A 19,728-nucleotide genomic window follows, 5' to 3' on the forward strand; every position below is an offset into this window, starting at 1 on the left:
CCAGATGAAGCTTACACAAACGCTGCGTCTCGCCCTTCGGTTTTCGCTGCGCGAATTGCGCGGCGGTCTTTCCGGGTTTCTGATTTTCATCACCTGTATCGCACTTGGCGTTGCCGCAATCGGTGGCGTCAATTCGGTCGCGCGGTCGATCACGGCTGGCGTCGCCAATCAAGGCCAGGCACTGCTTGGCGGTGACATCCGCTTCCAGCTCAACCAGCGCGAAGCGCGCGACGACGAGCGCGCATTTATGGACGGACTTGGAACCTTGGCCGAAAGCGCGAATATGCGCTCGATGGTTCGGCTGGAAGACGGTTCGGACCAATCGCTGGCAGAGGTCAAGGCGGTCGATGCAGCCTACCCGCTCTACGGTGCGCTTGAGACAAATCCGCCTTTGCCGCAGGCTGAGATGTTTGCCGAAAAGGATGGTGTATACGGTGCCGCAGCGCCTGCGACACTTTTCGAGCGGCTCGGACTTGAACGCGGCAGCCGCATAAGGCTTGGCGAAACAACCTTCGAATTGCGCGCCGAACTCATCAGCGAGCCAGATGCGCTCTCCGACGGTTTCGGTTTTGCGCCGCGCCTGCTCGTTTCGATGGACGGATTGCGCGCTTCCGGTCTGATCCAGCCCGGAAGCCTTGTCGAACATGGCTACAAGGTCAAAATTGACGGCGCGACCGAGGCCGATCTTACGGCGCTCAATGCCCGCGCGACGGAAGAATTCCCGGAAGCCGGATGGAGCATCCGCAGCCGCAGCAACGCGGCACCTGCTCTGTCGTCCAACATCGAACGCTTTTCGCAATTCCTGACGCTGGTCGGCCTGACCGCTTTGGTCGTCGGCGGCGTCGGCGTGGCCAATGCCGTGCGTGCCTATCTCGACAGCAAGCGCGGCGTCATTGCGACCTTCAAGAGCCTTGGCGCTTCCGGGCGTTTCGTCTTCACCGTCTATCTCGTGCAGGTCCTGATGATCGCATCGATTGGCATCGTGATCGGTCTCGTTCTGGGTGCAATGATGCCGTTTGCAGCGAGTGCTGCGCTAAGCACGCTGATCCCGGTGCCTGCCGAAGGCGGGATTTATCCTGCTGCTCTTGCAATGGCTGCACTGTTCGGCCTCCTGGTGACGCTTGCCTTCGCGCTTTTGCCGCTTGGTCGCGCCCGCGACGTGCCGGCGACCGCCCTGTTCAGGGAAATGGGCTTTGAAGGCAAGGGGCGTCCGCGCCTCATCTACATCGTCTCGGCGGTGGGGATCGCGGCGTTTCTGGCGTTGCTTGCGATCTATTTTGCCGCTGACCGCCGTATCGCCTGGATATTCGTCGGCGCTTCGATCTTTTCATTCATTGTGCTGCGCCTCGTCGGTGCTTTGGTGCAGTTTCTGGCGAAGAAGGCACCGCGCGTTCGCTCGACCGCGTTGCGGCTGGCGCTCGGCAACATTCATCGGCCCGGCGCGCTTACGCCTTCGGTCGTCCTTTCGCTTGGTCTCGGCCTGACATTGCTGGTCACATTGGCACTGATCGACGGCAATCTGCGCCAGCAGATCGCGGGCAGCCTGCCCGAACGCGCGCCGAATTTCTTCTTTGTCGACATTCAGGCTTCCGAAGTCGATCAGTTCGCCGATCTGGTTCAGGCGCAAGCACCCGAAGGCAAGCTCGTGCGTGTGCCCATGTTGCGCGGCCGGGTCATGGAGTTGAACGGCGTCAATGTGCGCGACGTTCAGGTGCCGCCGGAAGGTGCATGGGTGCTGCGTGGCGACCGCGGCCTGACCTATACCCGCAACGTGCCGGAAAATTCCTCGCTTTCGGCGGGTGAATGGTGGCCTGACAATTATGACGGCGAACCGCTCGTCTCGTTCTCGGCCAAGGAAGCCGGCGAACTCGGCCTGAACATTGGTGATACAGTCACGGTCAATGTGCTTGGCCGCAACGTCACCGCCAAAATCGCCAGCTTCCGTCAGGTCGAATGGGAATCGATGGGCATCAATTTCGTGATGGTGTTTTCGCCCAACACATTCGCCGGTGCGCCGCACGCCTGGCTGGCGACGCTGACGCTGGACAACGCTACGCCACAGGATGAATCGCGCATTCTTAACACGATCACCCGCGCTTACCCGGCTGTGACATCCGTTCGCGTGAAAGACGCGCTGGACATCATCAACACGCTGGTCGAGCAATTGGGTACGGCAATCCGTGCCGCGGCCAGTGTCGCGCTTATTGCATCGATATTGGTGCTTTCGGGGGCCTTGGCTGCCGGAAACCGCGCACGCATCCACGATGCAGTGGTTTTGAAGACGCTCGGCGCGACGAGACGAACGCTGATTACAGCCTTTTCACTCGAATATCTGCTGATCGGGCTCGCGACCGCTGTATTCGCCCTTGCGGCGGGTGGTGTGGCGGCGTGGTTTGTTGTCGCACGCATTATGCGGCTGCAGGCCTCGTTCTCGCCCGAAGTCGCACTTGGTACGATTGCGCTAGCACTCGTGCTGACGGTCGGCTTCGGATTGGTTGGAACATGGCGGGTGCTTGGCCACAAAGCAGCTCCGGTGCTGCGCAATCTTTAAGCGCTGCATCAGCTTTGTCTGAGTCTAACGGCAAGTTCTTCATACAAAACCGCGTGATTGGATGTCTTTCTGGCCCAATCCCTTCAATCACGCTGCATTGCGTATAGTAACGGGTCTTGTTCTTACGCTAAAAAATCATCATATTCGGCGCAGGCATGCTGGAATCCCGCCAGCGGCGCCTGGGTCGGTGGACCCGACACCGGACGGGATAGAAGCAACAGAGGAATTAAATGGCTGATATTCGCAACTATCAGACCCGCCCCGCCAATACCGGGGCATACGCCGACGCCGCGATCGACCAGGGTCTTCGCGCTTACATGCTCAAGGTTTACAACCTTATGGCACTGGGTCTGGCGATCACCGGTCTTGCCGCTCTCGGCACGATGATGATGACGACCACGAACGATCCGTCCGCTGCGGTCGCGACCCTTGCCAATGGCAAGATGCTGACCAATGCCGGCGTCGCTCTTTACGGTTCGCCGCTGCGTTGGGTCGTCATGCTCGCGCCGCTCGGCATGGTCTTCTTCCTGAGCGCCCGCGTTAACAAGATGAGCCTTTCGGCTGCACAGACCTCGTTCTGGGTGTTTGCAGGCCTGATGGGTCTTTCGCTGTCGTCGATCTTCCTGGTCTACACGGCACAGAGCATCGTTCAGACGTTCTTCATCACGGCTTCGGCCTTTGGTGCGCTGTCGCTTTACGGCTACACCACCAAGCGCGATCTGAGCGGCATGGGCACGTTCCTGATCATGGGCGTGTTCGGCCTGATCATCGCGATGGTCGTCAACATCTTCCTGCAGTCGCCCGCAATGCAGTTCGCCATCTCGGCGATCGGCGTGCTGATCTTCTCGGGCCTCACCGCCTACGACACGCAGAAGATCAAGGAAATGTACTTCGACGGTGATGACGTTCTGGTCTCTGGCCGCAAGGCTATCATGGGCGCGTTGACGCTCTACCTCGACTTCATCAACCTGTTCACCTTCCTGCTGCAGTTCCTCGGAAACCGCGAATAGTCAGGACTGGACCAATCGAACGCAAAAGGGCGGCTTTCGGGCCGCCCTTTTCTTTTGTCTCGAGTTGCGCCAAAACGCGATCATGAGCGACACGATTTTCATCAGACAGGCAGTACGCGGCGATATCGACCGCATCACTGATATCTACGCACACGCCGTAAGGCATGGCACCGCAACCTACGAGCTTGATCCGCCGTCGCGGGTCGATATGGCGGTGCGCTATGCCGCGCTGAATGAAGGCGGCTATCCTTACATCGTTGCAGAAGAAGGCGGGACGATAACCGGCTTTGCCTATGCAGGCCCGTTCAGGCCTCGACCGGCCTATCGCTTCATCGTCGAGGATTCGATCTACCTGTCGCCCGATTTTCAGGGCAGAGGCATCGGCAAGGCGCTGCTGAAGCGGCTGATGGACGAGTCCGAGCTGCTGGGCTTTCGCCAGATCATCGCCGTCATTGGTGACGGCACGCCTGAAAGCGCTTCGGTGAAGCTGCACAAGGCGCTCGGCTTTCGCCTTACCGGCACGATGGAAGGGTCCGGCTTCAAGCATGGCCGCTGGCTCGATACGGTTCTCATGCAGTTTTCGATGAATGGCGGCTCCAGCGTGCCGCCAGATCCGCAATCGCTGCCAGAGCGCAATTTCAACAAATAGAGTTCAGGTCCTCGGCGTTTCTATAACTAGGCCCGGACGACTTTCAATTTCTTGTCGAAGACTGAAAGCACGCGGTCCAGTTCGTGACCGCGTTTCAGGATTAGCCCGCCAGCACCAACAACGGAAAACGCGCCCTGTTTACGGGCGTTTTTTGGATCCTTGATGATCTGGAAGAGCGGGGTTTCGCTGGCGCGGCGAAAGACGGAGAAGATCGCGCGATCCTGCAGATGGTCGATTGCGTAGTCACGCCACTCATTTGCTGCGACCATAATGCCGTAAAGTCTGAGAATCTGGTCTAGCTCTCGTCGCTGGAAGGAGACTGGCATTCCCGATTTCGCCGGATGCAGCGGGATGAGAACTCCGTATTCGTCGCTTCCATCCCCGGAATCATGACCCGAATCCTGGCGATCCATCATGCCGAGACCCTTTCATTGCCGCTTCGCTACCGGAAGGGTACGCGTTCGTTTTTGAATTGCAAGCCTCACCGTCAGCCGGCGAATGGGAACGCCTGTCTCACAAATAAGTACAGGCTGTGTTTATTGGTGATCCTATGCCTTATTTCTGACACCTTTTACGCAAGCTTCCGCCCCAATCTGAAACGACGATCCCCCTGTTGCCTGAGACGGTTCGGTCCGGCACTGACTCGTAAACCCCAAGCCCCCGCCCACGGGTCCGGGTCGGATCGAACCAACCTCCGTCTGTTTAAGACCTATGTGCAGCAAGCCATTGGCTGGAACCGGTGTCGTATTCGACGCCGGTTTTTTCTGCGTTCAGATGCTGGGTTTGCGCACCATCGCCGCGCCGAGAATAGCGCCGGGCAACCCGTTTTCGTCGGTCGCCTGCAGGAGCACTGCACAACCGCCTTTCTTGGCAATCTCGCGTGCTGGCAGGTCGAAGCGCGCTGCCTTGCCGTACCACATGCCGGCGGCCTGAACGTCGCTGACGGCGTTCCAGTAGGTCAGCGTCTTCCCCTTGTTCTCACCCCTGTCGACCGTAATCGGCTGCGGGGGGTTGAAATAGACGAGAACGAGCTGCGCCTGCTTCTCCTTGCCGGTCGCAGCGCCCGTTTCTATGGTGATGGTGTCCTTTGTCTTCGACACTTTCACGCTGACCGAGAGGCCCTTGCCCTCGCGCTGCATCTCGTCGATGGACGTGTTGATCGCGATGCGATCCGCGCCGTTCACATGTTTGCGCCCATTCAGAACGGCTTGCGGCGTATAGACGGAGCGGGAATCGAAGGAGCGCATATAGTCGTATTGGCGAGTCGTGCTTGCGGGCGTGCTCAGCGTGTCGCGCCACCCCAGATAATTCCAGTAATCGACATGATAGGCGAGCGCGACGAGATTATCCTTGGCGGCAAGCTCTTCAAAAAGCGAATCCGCAGGCGGACAGGAGCTGCAACCCTGACTGGTAAACAGTTCGATCACGCCGATCGGCTGATCCTTATTTTCCTGTGCCCAAGCCGACGACGTTGCGATAAAGGAAAACGCAGCCGCCAGCTTGAGGAAAGTTCCAAAGCTCATGGTCTTTCCGAATTGCTTTTTGGTTTTGCCGGACCATGCGATCCTGACCCTAGAAGGTTTAATCTAGGCAGAACAGATGCTCAACAGGAAGTAAATTTGCGGTGAGAGAAGGCGACTTTTGAGCGATGAATGCAGCAATTTCTACGCATATCGACCTTTATTGTGAGCGAACCGGCCCTGAATTCTGGTCCGAACCGGTAAATGCGCTAACAAATCTCAGTTTTATCATTGCAGGGCTTTGGGGCGTCTGGCAGGTCCGCCGCCGTGGTACGGGTGGCTTTGCGGAGGCTCTCTCATGGTGGGTCGTGGCAATCGGCCTGGGCTCCGGCCTGTTCCACACATTCGCCAACAGGCTGACCATGTGGGCCGACATTTTGCCGATCGCCGGTTTCACGCTGGCCTACACGCTGCTCAATCTCCGTCGTTTCATGGGCATGGCATGGCCGAGAGCCTTGGCCATTTTCCTCGCCTTCTACGTCGTGGTCGGGTTCCTGACTTATATGGTGCCGGATTGGCTGCGCCTCGCCTCAAACGGCTCCACGGGCTATCTGCCGCCCTTTCTGGCGCTCATTTTCTTTGGAGCGCTGGTTATCCGCAGCGGTAATCCGGCAGGTTGGTACAATATGGCGGCTGCGGCGATCTTCGTCGGCTCAGTCACCTTCCGGGCAATCGATCCGCATGTCTGCGAGACTATGCCGCTCGGCACGCATTTCATGTGGCACACGTTGAATGGATTGATGCTGGGCGTGTTGCTTGCTGCAACAGCGAGATATGGCGCGCCTCGACGTTCCTAGATTGCGCCGCCTTTGCTTCGTTCCGTAACGTCGATAATCTTGGATGATGTCCCAGATGTAAAAAAGCCGCCGACGCTTTCGCACCGGCGGCTTTTTCAATTTATCGCTTTTTAAGCAGCGAGATCGCGCAGAACGTACTGCAGAATGCCGCCATTCTTGAAGTATTCCAGCTCGTCCACCGTATCGATGCGGCAGAGAATCGGGACGTTCTTCACGGTGCCGTCGCCATAGGTGACGTTTGCCACCATTTTCTGGCGTGGGCGGATCGTGTCGATGCCGTCAATCGTGACCAGCTCGTCACCCTTCAGCTCGAGGGACGCCCATGAGGTGCCTTCTTCGAGCACGAAAGGAACGATGCCCATGCCGACGAGGTTCGAGCGGTGGATACGCTCGAAGGACTGCGCGATGACAGCGCGAACGCCGAGCAGAGTGGTGCCCTTTGCCGCCCAGTCGCGCGACGAGCCATTGCCGTATTCGATACCGGCAAAGATGACCAACGGCACGTTTTCCTGCTTGTAGAGCATGGCTGCGTCGTAGATCGACATCTCGTCCTTGGACGGATAGTGGATCGTGTAGCCGCCTTCGCGTCCGTTTTCGCCAAGAATGTGGTTGCGAATGCGGATGTTGGCGAAGGTGCCGCGCATCATGACTTCATGATTGCCGCGACGCGTGCCGTACTGGTTGAAGTCGGCAACGCCGACGCCGTGGTCGGTCAGGTACTTGCCGGCTGGCGAAGCAGCCTTGATCGAACCGGCAGGCGAGATGTGATCGGTGGTGATCTTGTCGCCGAACAGGCCGAGCACGCGTGCGCCCTTGATCTCGCCGACCTGGCCGGGCTTTGCCGACATGCCAACGAAGTAAGGCGGGTTCTGCACATAGGTCGAGTTATCATCCCATGTGTAGGTCTGGCCGGTTGGAGCCTGAACCGCCTGCCAGTTCTCGTCGCCTTTGAAGACGTCCGCATATTTGCGGGAGAACAGGTCGCGCGTGACGTTCTTTTCGATGAACTCCTGGATTTCTGCCGAGCTCGGCCAGATATCGCGGAGATAGACCGGGTTGCCGTCGCGATCTTCACCGAGCGGTTCGGTGGTCAGATCCTTGGTGACGGTTCCTGCCAGAGCGTGCGCGACAACGAGCGGCGGCGAAGCGAGATAGTTTGCCTGAACGTCCGGAGAGACGCGGCCTTCAAAATTGCGGTTGCCGGAAAGAACGGCTGCCGCGATCAGGCCCTTGTCGTTGATCGTCTTGGAAATCGGTGCAGGCAGCGGGCCGGAATTGCCGATGCAGGTCGTGCAGCCGAAACCGACGAGGTTGAAGCCGATCTGGTCGAGTTCCTTCTGAAGACCCGAATTTTCCAGATATTCCGCAACCACCTGGCTGCCCGGAGCAAGCGAGGTCTTGACCCAAGGCTTCTGCTTGAGGCCGAGGCGGTTTGCGTTGCGAGCCAGAAGACCAGCGCCGATCAGAACGCTCGGGTTCGAAGTGTTGGTGCAGGAGGTGATTGCAGCAATTGCAACGTCGCCGTGGCCGAGATCATAGTCGGCACCTTCGACGGCGTAGCGCTTATGCACATCGACCGTCTTCTTGTACTCGGTTTCCATCGCCTTGGCGAAGCCTTCGGCAATGCCTTCCAGCGCAACGCGACCTTCAGGACGCTTCGGTCCTGCCATCGAAGGCACGACTTCGCCGAGGTCGAGTTCGAGCAGATCGGTGAAGACCGGATCGGCAAGATCGGTATCGCGCCACATGCCCTGAGCCTTGGAATATTCCTCGACCAGTGCGATGCGGCCTTCTTCGCGGCCCGACATGTTCAGATAACGCAGCGTTTCGCCGTCGACGGGGAAGAAGCCGCAGGTTGCGCCATATTCAGGCGCCATGTTGCCGATCGTCGCACGGTCGGCCAGCGTCATGTTCGACAGGCCGGGGCCGAAGAACTCGACGAACTTGCCGACGACGCCCTTCTTGCGCAGCATCTGTGTGACGGTCAGCACCAGATCGGTCGCGGTCACGCCTTCCTTGACCTTGCCGGTCAGGCGGAAACCGATGACTTCCGGCAAAAGCATGGAAACAGGCTGGCCAAGCATGGAAGCCTCGGCCTCGATGCCGCCGACGCCCCAACCGAGAATGCCAAGGCCGTTGATCATCGTGGTGTGCGAATCGGTGCCGACGCATGTGTCCGGATAGGCGGTAACTTCGCCATCCTCATCATTCGTCCAGACGACCTGGCCGAGATATTCGAGGTTGACCTGATGGCAGATGCCGGTGCCGGGCGGCACGACGCGGAAATTGCGGAATGCCTGCTGTCCCCATTTCAGGAACTTGTAGCGCTCTTCATTGCGCTCATATTCGAGCTCGACATTGCGGGCAAAGGCCGTTGGCGTGCCGAATTCATCGACGATGACCGAGTGGTCGATGACGAGATCGACGGGAACGAGCGGGTTGATCTTTTCAGGGTCGCCGCCGAGCGACGCCATGGCATCGCGCATTGCAGCCAGATCGACAACGGCGGGAACGCCGGTGAAATCTTGCATCAGAACGCGGGCCGGGCGATAGGCGATTTCAACGCCCGCAGTGCCCTTGTCGGCGATCCAGCCGGCAACCGCCTGAATGGATTCCTTGGTGACTGAGCGGCCATCTTCATTACGAAGCAGGTTTTCAAGCAAAACCTTCATCGAGAACGGAAGGTTTGAAATGCCCGTCAGGCCGTTCTTTTCGGCTTCCGGCAGGCTGTAATAAACATATTCCACTCCACCCGCGGTAAGCGTGCGGCGGCAATTGAAACTATCGAGAGATTTTGACACGTGCGATCCCATCCTGGTCAGTTCTGCCTAAGCGGGAACAGACTCCTGTGGCATGCAAATCACGCGCAAAGGTTGCGGGTACGGCCATTTCCGCTGTCCGTTCCCAAGCAACCCGGCCGTTCAAGGCGGCGCGCGCGCTGGTCGGCGCAAATTCGGTTCCCATGCCGACCGCTGGCATGGTTGCTGCGGATATAGAGAATTTTCTGGAATAGTTCTAGAGAGGAAGCGAGCAAAATTTCCTCAATGCGAAAAGAGCATGAAAGTAGCAGTCTCTAAAGGTGACCGATGCGGCTGATCGCCGACAATCTTGGCGGCGAACGCGGCGGGGAAGAAGTGTTCGGAGCGGTGAGTTTCGCGTTGCCCGAAAAGTCGTGCCTTGTCGTCACGGGGCCGAACGGCGCGGGAAAATCAACGCTGCTTCGGGTGATTGCCGGGCTTTTGCCGGTCTCGTCCGGATCCGTGCGCCTTGAAGACGGCGGCGAGGATTGGCCGACGATTGCGGCGGCAAGCCACTATCTCGGTCATCAAAACGCGATGAAAACCGCGCTTTCCGTCACCGAAAATCTGAAATTCTGGCAGGATTTTTGCGGAAATCCGCATCTTTCCATCGAAGAATCACTCGAAGAGGTCGGTCTGGAATCAATAGGCCACCTTCCTTATGGGTATCTTTCGACCGGACAGAAACGTCGCGTGTCGATCGCGCGTCTTCTGGTGAGCTACCGTCCGGTGTGGTTGCTGGATGAGCCGACGGCCGGGCTGGATCGCGCATCCGAGACGCGGTTCGCGGGATTGATGGAAGCGCATCTGGATGATGGCGGGCTGATTGTCGCGGCGACGCATCTGCCGCTGGGGCTGGATGGCACGCAGGAGTTGAAGATGGGCGAGGCTGATGATTAGTCAGCTCCTTGGAAATACTAACCGCAAAACGTTTCGCTCTACGTTGCCCCCCTCTGTCCTGCCGGACATCTCCCCCACGGGTGGGGAGATTGGCAGTTTCAATGTTGGAGATTGGCTGATCTCCCCCCTTGTGGGGGAGATGTCCGGCAGGACAGAGGGGGGCAACGTAGAGCGAAACCCTCAAAGTCAGAGTTTAGTACCATGCTAGCCCTCTACGTCCGAGACATACGCCTCGGCATCCGTGCTGGCGGCGGTGCATTGACCGGCGTGTTGTTTTTCCTCGCGGTCATTGCAACGATCCCCTTCGGCATCGGCCCCGATCTCAATCTTCTGGCTCGGATCGGACCGGCAATTCTTTGGATCGGCGCGCTGCTGGCGAGCCTGCTCGGCTTAGACCGGTTGTTCCAGGCCGATCGTGAGGATGGATCGCTCGACCAGCTCATTCTCGCAGACGAAAGACACATGCTTGCGCTGACGGTGTTCGTGAAATGCCTCGCGCATTGGACCGTCAGCGTCTTGCCGCTGGTAATAGCTGCACCTCTTTTCGGGCTATTCCTCAACATGGGGCCGGTCAGCATTTTTGCGGCAGCAGCGACGCTGCTTGTCGGCACGCCCGCAATCACCTTCATTGGTGCGGCGGGTGCTGCGGTCGGTGTCGCGCTTCCGCGTGGCGGCGTGCTGATTTCCGTGCTGGTGCTGCCGCTGGTCGTGCCGGTTCTGATCTTCGGCGTCACCGCCAGTTACGGCGCGGTCAATGCGAATGACCCGTTCGCGGCACCTTTCCTGATTCTTTGCGCGCTGACGCTTTTCTTTGCGGTCATCGGCCCGCTGGCAGCCTCATTGGCGCTACGCTGGGCTGCGGATTAACACGATCCATTCGGGTCATCGCAAAGCTGCGGCAAGGGGGCCGATTGCGGCGAAGCGATTGCGGGGCTATCTAAACCGCTGAATTGGATCATTCGAAATGAGCGCACACGCACTCTATGTGACAGCGGCCTACGGCGTATCGGCAGTGGCGATTGCCGGGCTGATCCTGTGGGTATTGCTCGACCAGCGCGGCCGCAGGCGCGATATTGCCGAGCTCGAAGCAAGCGGCGCGCGTCGTCGTTCCGACAGGCGCGGGGCTGCTTCGTGAGCGAAAACATCGAAACGCAGAAGCGCCCGCGCCGCCTGATCGTGCTTTTGCCGCTGGCGATTTTCCTGACGCTGGCTGCGATATTTCTTCTTCAGCTTCTGTCCGGTCGCGATATTTCGGCAATTCCATCCGCTTTGATCGGCCACGAAGCGCCCAAGACGAACCTCCCGCCACTTCAAGGCATGAGCCTGCCGGGCCTTGTTTCCGGTGATTTCAAGGGCAAGGTCACGCTGGTCAATGTTTGGGCGTCCTGGTGCGCGCCGTGCCGGGAAGAGCATCCAATCTTGCTGGCGCTTTCGCAGGATAAGCGTTTTGACATTGCCGGGCTGAACTACAAGGATCGGCCTGAAAATGCGCGCCGCTTTCTGGGCGACCTCGGCAATCCGTTCAGCGCAATCGGTGTCGATCAGGCCGGAAGCACGGCCATCGACTGGGGCGTCTACGGCGTACCGGAAACCTTTCTGATCGGGAAGGACGGCAAGATTATCTACAAGCATGTCGGCCCGCTGAGCATCGATGCGGCACGCGACGATATCTTGCCGCGCATCGAAAAAGCGCTGGCTGAGTAAGGCAAACTTCCAGTTTCGGTACGAAGCAGATAGATTCGACCGATGAGCGAGACAGAAGATTATATTCGCCAGCATTTCCGCCGTCAGGGCGACGCCTGCGAAAGATTGGGTTCACCCTTCAACGCAATGCTCTGCCGGATTTTGGCAGATAATCTCGACGAGACGACCAAGGTCGGACACAAAATTCTGACGTGGCCGGGCACGGCTGGCGATGATGCACTTGCGCTGCGCCTTTGCGGCGGGCTCCATGTGCTGGTGCTTTCAGATGCAGATCCGAAACTCGCAGCGCTTTATCCTCCGCATTTGTCCGATTGGGAACGGCTGCGCCTGATCCTGCCGGAAATTCTGACGCGGAACGAAGAGGCGTTGTTGCAAGCGCTTCAAAGCGCACCGCAAACCAACGAGATTGCGCGTTCCGGCATGTTGTTGCCGGGCTTTCTGGCGATTGCGCGCGAGACGGGCTTGCCGCTTTCGCTTCACGAAATCGGGTCGAGCGCTGGGCTAAACCTGCTTTTCGATCTCTTTCATTATTCGATGGGAAATGCGGCGTGGGGCGATGCAAACTCGCCGGTTCAGCTTTCGCCGGAAGTGCGCGGGCAAGTACCGCCGCTGGACGGTGAGCTGCAAATCCTGTCGCGTTACGGCAGCGATATTTCGCCGATCGAGGTTGAAAACGACAAGGACAGGCTGCGCCTGCGCTCTTACGTATGGCCGGATCAGGCCTTGCGACTGGAACGTCTGGATGCAGCGCTTGGGCTTGGCTTGAAGACGCTATTCAGCGTGGTGAAATCGGACGCAGAAGCCTTCGTCCACAATATGCTTTCAGATCGAAAGCCAAATGTGGCAACAGTGCTGTTTCACTCGATCATGTGGCAGTACATGCCCGAAAATACGCGTGCCGCCATAGTTTCGGCGATGGAAGCTGCCGGGGCGGAAGCGACGGAGAAAGCGCCACTGGCCTGGCTTCGCATGGAGCCGCTGGTTATCAGCGATCCTCATGCGACTTTGTCGCTTACGCTATGGCCGAATGGCGAGACGCGTCATCTCGCCAAATGCGATTACCATGGCCGATGGATCGAGTGGTTCTAGCGGATTAACCGTAAACGTCCTGATATGCCTGATGCAGCATTTCGCTGCGGTCGGCACGGATGTCGGAAAGATCGCGCGTGCTCATGCCTTCGATTTCAGCGACAAGGCGGCGATAGCGGAGACGCTTTGAGAGGCGGTCCTGAGTGCGGGCAACGAGGCCTGAGAAGATCATCTGTTTGGTCCTTCGGAACATGTCGCTTTGTGCGACTGAATTGTTCCTCCCCTTGGTGATGATCATGACATGTGTATTGTGCAATGCAAAATCAATTGTCGCAATGCAGCAATGCGCTGGACGCATGGCGAATTAAGTAGTTACCCGCGAGCTGCTAACGCTTTTTTTAGCATGCGTATTTCGGCTACCACATGGTTTGCTTGTAGCCGTCATCCAGCCAGCGATCCGTGCTTTCGGCAGATTGAGAAAGCGCTAACTGGTCGCGCAGGATCGTGCCGAGCGTGGGAAGCGTCTGCCGGTCGGTCCAGCTTTCCGGTTTCCAGAGTTCGGACCGCATGAAAGCCTTGGCGCAATGCATGTAGGCAGCGCGAACTTTGACGACCATGACGCTCAGCGGCAGCCGCCCCTCGACGCTCAGCCTCTCCGATAAATCCTTGTCGGTAGTGAGCTTAGCGTCGCCATTGATGCGAAGCGTCTCGTTCATGCCGGGGATGAGGAAGAGGAGGCCAACTGAAGGGTTCGCTATGACGTTTTCGAGTGTGTCGAGGCGGTTGTTGCCCGGTCGGTCGGGAATGGCGATGGTGGTGTCGTTGAGAATTGCGACGAAGCCGGGCTTGTCGCCTTTTGGCGTGACGTCGGAATTTCCCTTGCCGTCGGATGAGCCGATGAGAACGAAAGGGCTTTTCGCGAGAAAGCCGCGGCAGTGGCCATCCAGCCTTTGCAACTCTTTCCTGACCGCGTTGTCGCTTGGGGTCTTGTAGATGGAGCGCAGTTCATCAAGCGTTTCAATGAAATCCATCGGCCCCTCGGTTCTTAGCGCTTCAATTTCTCATCCAGCGAGTGGCGCATAATGAGCGGCATTTGGCTGAAAGTGAAGATCAGCGTGATCGGCATGATGCCCCAGACCTTGAACGTAACCCAGGTATCGGTTGAGAAACTGCGCCAGACCACCTCGTTGACTACGGCCAGGAACAGGAAGAACAGGCCCCAGCGGAAGGTAAGCTTGCGCCAGCCTTCGGCATCCAGCTTGAATGCGCTGTCGAATACATAGCCGAGCAGCGCCTTGCCGAAGAACAGGCCGCCGAGCAGTACGGCGCCAAACAGGGTGTTGACGATGGTCGGCTTCATTTTGATGAAGACATCGTCCTGCAGATAGAGCGTCAGTGCGCCGAAAATGAAAACCACGACACCGGAAATCAGCGGCATCATCGGCAAGGTGCGCAGAAGAATCCAGGATGCCGCAAGCGCTATTGCGGTTGCGATCATGAAGAGGCCGGTTGCCAGAAAGATCGGGCCGCCGAAATCGCCAAGCACCGGAAATTTATTGACGAGCCATTCGCCGCGCGCATTGGCGAAGAAGAAAACCAGCAACGGTCCAAGCTCGAGAGCCAGCTTGAGAAGCGGGTTCACCTCGGTCTTTTTTCTCGGATCGGTGGGGTCGCGCTCGAAGATCGGTTCCGGCATGGCTTTTGGCTAACGCTTTCAAATATCGGTGGAGCAGGTGATTTTGCGCATGATTGCAAAAAGTCTGCGACTTTTCGACGGCAGTTATGCCGTTCCTGCAATTGCCTTTGCGAAATCGCCTGCCGAGAAGGGTTCGAGGTCGTCGATCTGCTCTCCGACGCCGATGAAATAGACCGGCAATTTATGCTTGGCGGCGATGGAAACCAGAATGCCGCCGCGCGCCGTGCCGTCGAGCTTGGTCATGACCAGCCCGTTGACGCCTGCAATATTCTTGAAAATCTCGACCTGGTTCATCGCATTCTGCCCGGTTGTGGCATCGACGGTCAGCAGGACCGTGTGCGGCGCATCGGGGTCGAGTTTTTTCAGCACGCGCACCATCTTTTCAAGCTCGGCCATCAGCTCGGCCTTGTTCTGGAGGCGTCCGGCCGTGTCGATGACGAGCACGTCAGAGCCGGCTTCCTTGGCTTTCTTGAATGCTTCAAAGGCCAATCCCGGCGCATCCGCACCGATTTTCGAGGAGATGACAGGCGAACCCGTGCGGTCGCCCCAAATCTTCAACTGTTCGATTGCGGCGGCGCGGAACGTATCGCCTGCCGCCAGCATGACGGAAAGTCCGCCAGAGGTGAGTTTTGCGGCGAGCTTGCCGATGGTCGTGGTCTTGCCGGTGCCGTTTACACCGACAACCAGAATGACATGCGGCTTGTGCGAAAGGTCGAGTTCGAGGGGCATGGCCACCGGACCCAGAACCTTTTCGACTTCGCTTGCCATAACGGCGCGCACATCGGCCTCGGTCGTGCTGCGGCCAAAACGGCCCGTCGAGAGTGCATCGGTGATGCGGATAGCTGTTTCCACGCCGAGATCGGCACGGATCAGCACTTCCTCAAGATCTTCAAGAACTTCTTCATTCAATTCGCGACCGACAAGCGCACTGGAAATATTGGTGCCGAGTTCTCGTGACGAGCGCGACAGGCCGGTTTTCAGGCGCTGGAACCAGCCGGTGCGCGCAACTTCCGCAGAAGGCGGCGCAACATGCTCGACTTTTTTGGCGACGATGACCTTGCCGGAAGACGGGCTCGACACGGGAGCGGCAATCGTCTCCGGCGCGGTCACTTCGATCGGCACCGCTTTCTCGGCGGAAGGTGTTGGAACGGAAGGTGCAGGCTCCGGAATTTCGACAGGCGGTGCTTCCGGCACTTCCACCGGGACTTCTGGTTCCGGCTCAGGCTCCGGCGCCGGTATCTCGATGGGCGGAGCGGGCGGCTCGACCGGGGTTGGTACGGGCGCAGGCTGTTCCGGTACCGGTTCTGCCGGTGTTTCCGGTTCAGGTTCGGGCTGCGGCGGAACTTCCTGCGGCGCTGGTGCGGGAGGCTCTATAGGTTCAGGCGGCGCAACCGGCGTGGGTTCCGGCAATGGCTCGGGTTCGACGGGCGCAGGCGGTTGCGGTTCGGGTTCGACCGGAATTTCCGGGACGATTGGCTCCGGTTGTGGCTCTGGCTCGATAAGCCGTTCGGCCTGCTTTTCCGAAACGGGTTCAGGCAATGCTTCTTCGCGGCGCAGAAATTCCGGGAGCGCGGCAGGTGCGACAGGCGTCTCTACCGGCGGTAGCGTGTTTTGCGGTTCGGCCTGTTTTTCAGGCTCCTCAACCTTCTTGCTGCCGAATGAAAATATTTTCTTGATAAAGCCTAGCGCCATAGGGGCATCTTCCTCAGGCTGCGTGGGCGACGAGCGGGACCGCGGTCAGCCGCTCACCATCATTGCCGGTGATCATTGCCTCGATAATCGCACCCTGCGCCCCGGCATCCAGCGCGACCGGCGTAAAGCCTTCGGTGCGGCCGATGCCTTCGCGCTCGATAAGCACGGACTGGCGGGTATCTGCTAGCGAGGCGAGGTGGCGGCGATAGGCGCGGTCGCCTGCGTCGCGCAAACGTGCCGCGCGCGCTTTCACCAGCCGTCGATCGAGTTGCGGCATGCGTGCAGCCGGCGTTCCCTCACGCGGGCTGAAGGGGAAAACGTGCAGATGGGTCAGCCCGCATTCCTCGACGATTTTCAGGGAGTTTTCGAACATCTCTTCGGTTTCGGTCGGGAAACCGGCGATAATATCCGCGCCGAAGACGATTTCCGGGCGCAAACGGCGCACATCTTCGCAAAAACGGATCGAATCGTCGCGCAAATGACGGCGTTTCATACGCTTCAGGATCATGTCGTCCCCGGATTGCAGCGACAGATGCAGATGCGGCATCAGGCGTCTGTCGGTTGCAAGCGCTTCCAGAAGCTCGTCGTCGGCCTCGATGGAATCGATGGAGGAAAGTCGCAGGCGGCGAACATCCGACACTTGCCGCAGGATCGTCTTGACGAGACGCCCGAGCTTCGGACTTCCGGGGAGATCGGCACCGTAGCTCGTCATGTCGACGCCGGTCAGAACGATTTCGGCATAGCCGTTTCCGGCCAGCCGCTTGACCTGCTCGACCACCGCGCCCATCGGCACGGAGCGTGAATTGCCGCGTCCGTAAGGAATGATGCAGAAGGTGCAGCGATGGTCGCAGCCATTCTGGACCTGAACGAAAGCGCGGGCGCGGCCCTCGATGGCATCGACCATGTGCGAGGCGGTCTCGCGCACGCTCATAATGTCGTTGACACGGGCCTTTTCGAAATCATTGACGCCGAAATCCGGTAGCGCGCGATAGGAATTGGCGCGAAGCTTTTCCTCATTGCCGAGAACGAGATCGACCTCGTCCATGGCGACGAACGCATCGGGGTCGGTCTGCGCTGCACATCCAGTCACGATGATGCGCGCCTGCGGATTTTCGCGACGCGCCTTGCGAATCGACTGCTTTGCCTGCCGCACTGCTTCGCTGGTGACGGCGCATGTGTTGAAGATGACCGCGCCGTCCTTCAGCGTGCCAAGGCCTGCGGCCTCGGCCTCGCGGCGCATCACTTCCGATTCGTAGGTGTTGAGGCGGCATCCGAAAGTAACGATATCGATGCCCTTTGCAGAAGCGGACATCAGGCGGCGCCCTTCTGCTCGCGCAGCCACGCACCGCTATCAGGGTCGAAAGTGCCGGAAAACTCCCATTCGGCGGGGCCGGTCATGACGACGTGATCGTCTTCACGCCAATCGACGTTGAGCGGGCCACCGGGGACGGTGACTGTGACGATCCGGTCGGTGCGGCGGGTGCGCGCGGCGCTCACGGCTGCGGCACATGCGGCGGAACCGCAGGCGCGTGTCAGCCCAGCACTGCGTTCCCATGTGCGCAGCGTGATCGCATCACGCGACGTGACCTGCGCAATCGAAATATTGGCACGCTCGGGGAAGATCGGGTGATTTTCGAGAAGCGGGCCGAATTTTTCGAGTTCGTAGGACCAGACGTCGTGATCCACCCAGAAGATCGCATGGGGATTGCCCATCGAAACGACCGAAGGCGAATGCAAAACCGGCGCGTCTATCGGGCCTACTTGAAGCTCGATCATGCGCGTGTCGCGAAATTCCTCGGCAAGCGGGATTTCCTGCCAGCCAAAGCGCGGCGTGCCCATATCGACCGAGATCAGCCCGGTTTCATGTTCGACGGCGCTCAAAATGCCCGCAATGGTCTCAAAAGTGAAAATCTTGCGGCCCGTTTCGGCAGCAAGGGCCTGGACGACGCAGCGCATGCCATTTCCGCAGGCTTGCGCCATCGAGCCGTCCGAGTTCAGGATCTCGACATAATTGTCTGTGCCGGGCGTCTTCGGATCATGGATCGCCATGATCTGGTCGAAGTGCGTTGCGGCATCTGCATTGAGTGCGATTGCCGCTTGCGGCGAAACGCGGCCCGCGCGACCGCGCATGTCGGCGACGATGATATCGTTGCCGAGCCCGTTCATCTTTGCAAAGGGCGCTGTCGTGCTCATGTCGGGCCTATATGGCGGAAAAGGCGGTGAATTACCAGAGTAGGCAACAGGATCAAGTCAGCTTCGAAGGCACGTCCCAGACCTCGCCGGGGAGCATTGCGCGAAACCGCTCCGGCGCGACATTTCGGGCAAGAAGCGCTTCCGAAAGCAGTTTTGCCGGTTCGTCGATGGGCTCGTCGGTCAGTTGAAACGTCCCCCAATGGCAGCCTGCCGCGAATTCGGTGTTGCTCATGAGCATTCCCTGCACGGCCTCGTCCGGGTTCTGGTGCTGCGCTTCCATGAACCAGCGCGGCTCATATGCGCCGACTGGAAGAATGGAGAGGCGAAAGCCGCCATGTTTTTCGGCGAGTGCGCGATAGTTCTGGCCGCCGTGAAAGCCGGTGTCGCCAGCGAAATAGATTTTTCCGGCGGGCGTCTCGATGGCGAAGGAGCACCACAGCGCCATGCGCCGATCCCGCGTGCCGCGCGCCGACCAGTGATGTGCAGGCTCGACATGCACCGAAACATCGTCCGAAAACTGGACTTTCTCGCCCCAGTCATGGGCGGAAATTCGGATGGCCGGGATTTTCCGAGTGACGATCCGATCATTGCCGAGCGGCGTGATGACCAGCGGATCATGTGCATCCTTCAGCCGCTTGAGCGTTGCAAGGTCGAGGTGGTCATAGTGATTGTGGCTAAGAAGAACGAGTTCGATTTTCGGCAGATCCTCGAATTTTATGCCCGGCACGTTGACGCGGCGCGGGCCTGCGAAAGAAAAGGGCGAAACGCGCTCAGACCAGACAGGGTCGGTCAATATGTTGAGACCGGCGACCTGCACGAGCGTTGATGAATGGCCGACCATCGTGATGCGCAACGTATCGCCGGAGACTGAAGCCGTCGGTTTGGCTTGTGGAAATGGGCTTGGCCATGAAGCGGGCCATCGAGACGCCTTGTCGCCTCTGATCTTCCAGCGCAAAACATCCCACAGGCTGAGCGGCGCCGTGCCTTCCGGATTGAAGAAAATGCCGCCGTCGAAATGGTCGGTTGAGGGGCCTTCGTAATATCTGCTGCGGCTTTTCGGCTGAGTCACGTGGCGGCGGCCTCTTTGAATATTGGCGATTGAGTGGGAGAAGATAGGTATTCGCAAGGAATTGCGCGACAAATTTGCAACAAGCGTCGATCGCAAACTCTATTTTAATCATATTCGGTT

The 19,728-nt window shown here is 58.9% G+C and carries 20 protein-coding genes; 10 read left to right on the plus strand and 10 right to left on the minus strand.

Annotated elements, in window-relative coordinates; genetic code table 11:
* The first annotated feature begins 4 nt into the window (after nucleotides 1-4).
* From ABFT80_RS02140 to ABFT80_RS02150, 3 genes are all read left to right on the plus strand, one after another.
* Entirely contained in the window at nucleotides 5-2,551 is a 2,547-nt protein-coding gene (locus ABFT80_RS02140) for an ABC transporter permease (protein WP_347970204.1), read from the plus strand.
* 230 nt (nucleotides 2,552-2,781) lie between these two features.
* Nucleotides 2,782-3,561, plus strand: a complete 780-nt coding sequence (locus ABFT80_RS02145) for a Bax inhibitor-1/YccA family protein (RefSeq protein WP_347970205.1) — start codon at nucleotides 2,782-2,784, stop codon at nucleotides 3,559-3,561.
* An 82-nt stretch (nucleotides 3,562-3,643) separates the two neighbouring features.
* Nucleotides 3,644-4,210, plus strand: a complete 567-nt coding sequence (locus tag ABFT80_RS02150) for a GNAT family N-acetyltransferase (RefSeq protein WP_347970206.1) — start codon at nucleotides 3,644-3,646, stop codon at nucleotides 4,208-4,210.
* Nucleotides 4,211-4,236: 26 nt separating this feature from the next.
* On the opposite strand, the gene ABFT80_RS02155 is transcribed toward ABFT80_RS02150, so the two are convergent.
* Nucleotides 4,237-4,626 carry a DUF2794 domain-containing protein gene (locus ABFT80_RS02155; protein ID WP_347970207.1) on the minus strand — a complete coding sequence of 130 codons (390 nt, stop codon included), beginning with the start codon at nucleotides 4,624-4,626 and terminating at the stop codon, nucleotides 4,237-4,239.
* Nucleotides 4,627-4,980: 354 nt separating this feature from the next.
* Nucleotides 4,981-5,733: a DUF1223 domain-containing protein gene (locus ABFT80_RS02160; protein WP_347970208.1), complete on the minus strand. Its 753-nt coding sequence runs from the start codon at nucleotides 5,731-5,733 to the stop codon at nucleotides 4,981-4,983.
* 125 nt (nucleotides 5,734-5,858) lie between these two features.
* Here ABFT80_RS02160 and ABFT80_RS02165 point away from each other — a divergent pair, with 125 nt between their 5' ends.
* Nucleotides 5,859-6,527, plus strand: coding sequence for a ceramidase domain-containing protein (locus ABFT80_RS02165; protein WP_347970209.1), 669 nt, complete (start codon nucleotides 5,859-5,861; stop codon nucleotides 6,525-6,527).
* A gap of 110 nt (nucleotides 6,528-6,637) precedes the next feature.
* Here ABFT80_RS02165 and acnA read toward each other — a convergent pair whose 3' ends face one another.
* Entirely contained in the window at nucleotides 6,638-9,328 is a 2,691-nt protein-coding gene (gene acnA, locus ABFT80_RS02170) for an aconitate hydratase AcnA (RefSeq protein WP_347970210.1), read from the minus strand.
* Nucleotides 9,329-9,375: 47 nt separating this feature from the next.
* Between acnA and ABFT80_RS02175 the strand changes: the two genes are divergently transcribed.
* The 6 genes from ABFT80_RS02175 to ABFT80_RS02200 all read left to right on the plus strand — a co-directional run bounded on the left by ABFT80_RS02175 (nucleotide 9,376) and on the right by ABFT80_RS02200 (nucleotide 13,018).
* On the plus strand, nucleotides 9,376-9,540 hold the full coding sequence (locus tag ABFT80_RS02175) for a hypothetical protein (protein ID WP_347970211.1): 165 nt from the start codon (nucleotides 9,376-9,378) through the stop codon (nucleotides 9,538-9,540).
* 73 nt (nucleotides 9,541-9,613) lie between these two features.
* Complete coding sequence (ccmA, locus tag ABFT80_RS02180) at nucleotides 9,614-10,225, plus strand: heme ABC exporter ATP-binding protein CcmA (RefSeq protein ID WP_347970212.1); 612 nt, start codon at nucleotides 9,614-9,616, stop codon at nucleotides 10,223-10,225.
* A gap of 201 nt (nucleotides 10,226-10,426) precedes the next feature.
* Nucleotides 10,427-11,092 carry a heme exporter protein CcmB gene (gene ccmB, locus ABFT80_RS02185; RefSeq protein ID WP_347970213.1) on the plus strand — a complete coding sequence of 222 codons (666 nt, stop codon included), beginning with the start codon at nucleotides 10,427-10,429 and terminating at the stop codon, nucleotides 11,090-11,092.
* A 97-nt stretch (nucleotides 11,093-11,189) separates the two neighbouring features.
* Nucleotides 11,190-11,360: a heme exporter protein CcmD gene (gene ccmD / locus ABFT80_RS02190; protein WP_347970214.1), complete on the plus strand. Its 171-nt coding sequence runs from the start codon at nucleotides 11,190-11,192 to the stop codon at nucleotides 11,358-11,360.
* Nucleotides 11,357-11,929: a DsbE family thiol:disulfide interchange protein gene (locus ABFT80_RS02195; RefSeq protein ID WP_347970215.1), complete on the plus strand. Its 573-nt coding sequence runs from the start codon at nucleotides 11,357-11,359 to the stop codon at nucleotides 11,927-11,929. The genes ccmD and ABFT80_RS02195 overlap by 4 nt, the downstream gene beginning before the upstream one ends.
* 42 nt (nucleotides 11,930-11,971) lie before the next feature.
* Nucleotides 11,972-13,018, plus strand: a complete 1,047-nt coding sequence (locus tag ABFT80_RS02200; RefSeq protein ID WP_347970216.1) for a DUF2332 domain-containing protein — start codon at nucleotides 11,972-11,974, stop codon at nucleotides 13,016-13,018.
* A 4-nt stretch (nucleotides 13,019-13,022) separates the two neighbouring features.
* On the opposite strand, the gene ABFT80_RS02205 is transcribed toward ABFT80_RS02200, so the two are convergent.
* The 7 genes from ABFT80_RS02205 to ABFT80_RS02235 all read right to left on the minus strand — a co-directional run bounded on the left by ABFT80_RS02205 (nucleotide 13,023) and on the right by ABFT80_RS02235 (nucleotide 19,608).
* Entirely contained in the window at nucleotides 13,023-13,190 is a 168-nt protein-coding gene (locus ABFT80_RS02205; protein ID WP_347970217.1) for a hypothetical protein, read from the minus strand.
* A gap of 184 nt (nucleotides 13,191-13,374) precedes the next feature.
* Nucleotides 13,375-13,989: a pyridoxamine 5'-phosphate oxidase family protein gene (locus ABFT80_RS02210; RefSeq protein ID WP_347970218.1), complete on the minus strand. Its 615-nt coding sequence runs from the start codon at nucleotides 13,987-13,989 to the stop codon at nucleotides 13,375-13,377.
* 14 nt (nucleotides 13,990-14,003) lie between these two features.
* Nucleotides 14,004-14,654 (minus strand): septation protein A, encoded by a 651-nt coding sequence (locus tag ABFT80_RS02215; RefSeq protein ID WP_347970219.1) that lies wholly within the window; start codon nucleotides 14,652-14,654, stop codon nucleotides 14,004-14,006.
* Between the two features lie 84 nt (nucleotides 14,655-14,738).
* A complete protein-coding gene (gene ftsY, locus ABFT80_RS02220) occupies nucleotides 14,739-16,346 on the minus strand; it encodes a signal recognition particle-docking protein FtsY (protein ID WP_347970220.1) in 1,608 nt (535 codons plus the stop codon).
* A 13-nt stretch (nucleotides 16,347-16,359) separates the two neighbouring features.
* The gene (gene mtaB / locus ABFT80_RS02225) at nucleotides 16,360-17,658 is read right to left on the minus strand and encodes a tRNA (N(6)-L-threonylcarbamoyladenosine(37)-C(2))-methylthiotransferase MtaB (RefSeq protein WP_347970221.1); all 1,299 of its coding nucleotides are present in this window, start codon (nucleotides 17,656-17,658) and stop codon (nucleotides 16,360-16,362) included.
* Nucleotides 17,658-18,539 carry a diaminopimelate epimerase gene (gene dapF, locus ABFT80_RS02230; RefSeq protein WP_347970222.1) on the minus strand — a complete coding sequence of 294 codons (882 nt, stop codon included), beginning with the start codon at nucleotides 18,537-18,539 and terminating at the stop codon, nucleotides 17,658-17,660. The genes mtaB and dapF overlap by 1 nt, the downstream gene beginning before the upstream one ends.
* 52 nt (nucleotides 18,540-18,591) lie before the next feature.
* Entirely contained in the window at nucleotides 18,592-19,608 is a 1,017-nt protein-coding gene (locus tag ABFT80_RS02235; protein ID WP_347970223.1) for an MBL fold metallo-hydrolase, read from the minus strand.
* Between the last annotated feature and the right edge of the window lie 120 nt (nucleotides 19,609-19,728).

This window comes from Foliimonas ilicis (genome assembly GCF_039939195.1).
GTDB lineage: Bacteria > Pseudomonadota > Alphaproteobacteria > Rhizobiales > Rhizobiaceae > Foliimonas > Foliimonas ilicis.

Coding starts and splice junctions, on each gene's coding strand:
- ABFT80_RS02140 (WP_347970204.1), top strand. CDS start 5: ATGAAGCTTACACAAACGCTGCGTCTCGCCCTTCGGTTTTCGCTGCGC.
- ABFT80_RS02145 (WP_347970205.1), top strand. CDS start 2,782: ATGGCTGATATTCGCAACTATCAGACCCGCCCCGCCAATACCGGGGCA.
- ABFT80_RS02150 (WP_347970206.1), top strand. CDS start 3,644: ATGAGCGACACGATTTTCATCAGACAGGCAGTACGCGGCGATATCGAC.
- ABFT80_RS02155 (WP_347970207.1), bottom strand. CDS start 4,626: ATGATGGATCGCCAGGATTCGGGTCATGATTCCGGGGATGGAAGCGAC.
- ABFT80_RS02160 (WP_347970208.1), bottom strand. CDS start 5,733: ATGAGCTTTGGAACTTTCCTCAAGCTGGCGGCTGCGTTTTCCTTTATC.
- ABFT80_RS02165 (WP_347970209.1), top strand. CDS start 5,859: ATGAATGCAGCAATTTCTACGCATATCGACCTTTATTGTGAGCGAACC.
- ccmA (WP_347970212.1), top strand. CDS start 9,614: ATGCGGCTGATCGCCGACAATCTTGGCGGCGAACGCGGCGGGGAAGAA.
- ccmB (WP_347970213.1), top strand. CDS start 10,427: ATGCTAGCCCTCTACGTCCGAGACATACGCCTCGGCATCCGTGCTGGC.
- ccmD (WP_347970214.1), top strand. CDS start 11,190: ATGAGCGCACACGCACTCTATGTGACAGCGGCCTACGGCGTATCGGCA.
- ABFT80_RS02200 (WP_347970216.1), top strand. CDS start 11,972: ATGAGCGAGACAGAAGATTATATTCGCCAGCATTTCCGCCGTCAGGGC.
- ABFT80_RS02205 (WP_347970217.1), bottom strand. CDS start 13,190: ATGATCTTCTCAGGCCTCGTTGCCCGCACTCAGGACCGCCTCTCAAAG.
- ABFT80_RS02210 (WP_347970218.1), bottom strand. CDS start 13,989: ATGGATTTCATTGAAACGCTTGATGAACTGCGCTCCATCTACAAGACC.
- ABFT80_RS02215 (WP_347970219.1), bottom strand. CDS start 14,654: ATGCCGGAACCGATCTTCGAGCGCGACCCCACCGATCCGAGAAAAAAG.
- ftsY (WP_347970220.1), bottom strand. CDS start 16,346: ATGGCGCTAGGCTTTATCAAGAAAATATTTTCATTCGGCAGCAAGAAG.
- mtaB (WP_347970221.1), bottom strand. CDS start 17,658: ATGTCCGCTTCTGCAAAGGGCATCGATATCGTTACTTTCGGATGCCGC.
- dapF (WP_347970222.1), bottom strand. CDS start 18,539: ATGAGCACGACAGCGCCCTTTGCAAAGATGAACGGGCTCGGCAACGAT.